A 2,461-nucleotide genomic window follows, 5' to 3' on the forward strand; every position below is an offset into this window, starting at 1 on the left:
TTCTATGGCCTGCAGGCGATCGGCGCCGCAGTGCGCCCCAGCCAGTGACGCACCCGGTGCCCTTTGCGGGCAGAACGGCGCGAATCGTAAGGAGTCGCTACCGCCGTGCGCCAATGGTTACGACGTACGGTCTTCCCGGACACTGTGTGTAACTGGGAAGGAACCGAGATGGACGCCCCTGACGACGGACAGGACGCCCGCCGCCCACCCCCCAAGCCGCAGCCGCAGCCTCCGGCGGACGGGGCGAGCACACCGGCAGACAGCACCCCCGGGCAGCCAGCAGCGAAACCCCCGCCCAAAGCTACGCAGCAGCCCGATACCTCCCCCGCCAGTGCCAACCCGGCGGCGAAGCCTGAGCGGCCTGGTCGGTTGCGTGCGTTGTTGGCGGCGGGCCCGCCGCCGGGTCCTGCCCGGCCGGGGTTCTGGCGCAGCCCGTTGCGCGGCCCGTGGCTGACGTCGGTGTTCGGGTTGATTCTGCTCGTGGGGATCTCGGTGATGTTCTTGACCGGGCTGCTGTCCTACGCCGCGTACAACCCGGACTTGTCGCCGGTCAATGACCAGACCCCGGACAAGGGGATTCTGGGGTTCTACTTGTTCTCCTGGCCCACCCACCCCTACTGGCTCTACCGGCTCCTGCAAGGCGTGCACGTCACGCTGGGAGTGGTACTGATCCCGATCCTGCTGGCCAAGCTGTGGTCGGTGATCCCCAAGCTGTTCTCGTGGCCTCCGGTGCGCTCGGTCAGCCACGCGCTGGAGCGCCTGTCACTGCTGCTCCTGGTGGGCGGCGCACTGTTCGAGTTCATCACGGGCATCCTCAACATCCAACTGCACTACATCTTCCCCGGCTCCTTCTACACCCTGCACTTCTACGGAGCATGGGTGTTCATCGGCGCGTTCGTCGTCCACATCGCGTTCCGCATTCCGGCCATGGTCCGCGCCCTGCGCAGCCGTCGGATGCGCACAGAGTTGCGCACCCCCCTGGGGCGGGCCGAGCCCGAACCCATGGACGCGACAGGTCTGGTCTCACCGCGGCCGGCCCCGCCGACGATGTCGCGACGCGGCGCGCTGGGGATGGTGGGCCTGGGATCCGCGGCTCTGCTGGTCGTCACGGCCGGGCAGAGCATCGGCGGGCCACTGCGCCGCACCGCGCTGCTGGCCCCGCACGGCGGCCCGAACCCTGGCTCGGGTCCAGGCGGCTTCCAGATCAACAAGACGGCGGCCGACGTCGGCATCCGGGCCCGTGACATCGGGCCGGACTGGCGATTGACCGTGCGCGCCGGCGCCCGGCAGATCGTCCTCACCCGAGCCCAGGTCCTGGCTTTGCCACAACACGGAGCCTCACTGCCGATCGCGTGCGTGGAGGGGTGGTCCACCGACGACCAGGAGTGGTCCGGCGTGCGGCTTGTTGACCTGGCCGCGCTCGTCGGCCTGCACACCAGCCCGCCGGGCGTCGCGGTGGAATCCGTACAGCGTGGCGGCGCCTTCCGGTCAACGGTGTTGCGGGACAACCAGGTCCGCGACTCCCGCTCGCTGCTGGCACTGCGGGTCAACGGCGCCGATCTCACCCCGGACCACGGCTACCCCGCCCGCATCATCGTCCCCGCCAACCCCGGCGTGCACAACACCAAATGGGTCACCCGCCTCACCTTCGGGAGCACCCTGTGAAAAGCGTCCGCGCCCGCTACGGCGCCTCCCCCCTGCACCTGCTGCTCATCCTGTGCTCCTTCGCCCTCACCGCATACGCAGGGACCCGACTCCTCAAAGGTGACACCCTCCGCATCGTGATCTGGTTCGTGGGAGCGGCCCTCATCCACGATCTGGTGCTGCTCCCCCTGTACACCGTCACCGACCGTGCGACACAAGCCCTTCTGGGCTCCCGCGGCGGTTCCGGGAAACACCACCGCACCCCCAAGCAGTGGATCAACTACCTGCGCGTGCCGACCTTCGTCGCACTGCTCCTGCTGATCACCTGGTACCCCCTGATCCTCAACAAGGTCCCCGGCTATCACCTAGCTACGGGCCTGCCCTCCGACGTATTCCTCGGCCGCTGGCTGCTCATCACCGCCGCCCTCTTCGCCGCCTCAGCCCTCTGCCTGATTACCTCCATGTGGCGCCAACGCACCCCGCGCCCCCAGCCACCCACGCAGCCCGGTCCTGGCGCACCGCCAACTGGCTCTCCATCTGCCGGACCAGGTCCTCAACCTCCACCTGGGCACAAGGCACCGGATGACGAAGCCTGAAACGGTGTGAGCACGTCTGGCCGCGTCGAGCGTGTCAGAACAGCGTGACCGGGCAGGTCCGTAGGCCCAGAAGGCCGATGTACGTGTTTCGTAAGGAGCCAAAGCCCGGAATGTCGGTTTCTGCTTCGTAGGGTGAGGAGCGTGACCAACCCACCGACACCGCCCGTTGACGTCGTACTGCCGTGCCTGGACGAGGCCGGTGCCCTGCCCTGGGTGCTGGA

The 2,461-nt window shown here is 68.3% G+C and carries 2 protein-coding genes and 1 pseudogene; all 3 read left to right on the forward strand.

Going from position 1 to position 2,461, the window contains the following annotated elements; genetic code table 11:
• The first annotated feature begins 369 nt into the window (after nucleotides 1–369).
• A complete protein-coding gene (locus tag C6N31_RS42035) occupies nucleotides 370–1,665 on the forward strand; it encodes a molybdopterin-dependent oxidoreductase (RefSeq protein WP_232486333.1) in 1,296 nt (431 codons plus the stop codon).
• Complete coding sequence (locus C6N31_RS42040; RefSeq protein WP_307811610.1) at nucleotides 1,662–2,240, forward strand: hypothetical protein; 579 nt, start codon at nucleotides 1,662–1,664, stop codon at nucleotides 2,238–2,240. The genes C6N31_RS42035 and C6N31_RS42040 overlap by 4 nt, the downstream gene beginning before the upstream one ends.
• 132 nt (nucleotides 2,241–2,372) lie before the next feature.
• Nucleotides 2,373–2,461, forward strand: a pseudogene (locus C6N31_RS44860) (glycosyltransferase); the annotation flags it as partial.

The organism is Streptomyces fildesensis (assembly GCF_016107395.1).
GTDB lineage: Bacteria > Actinomycetota > Actinomycetes > Streptomycetales > Streptomycetaceae > Actinacidiphila > Actinacidiphila fildesensis.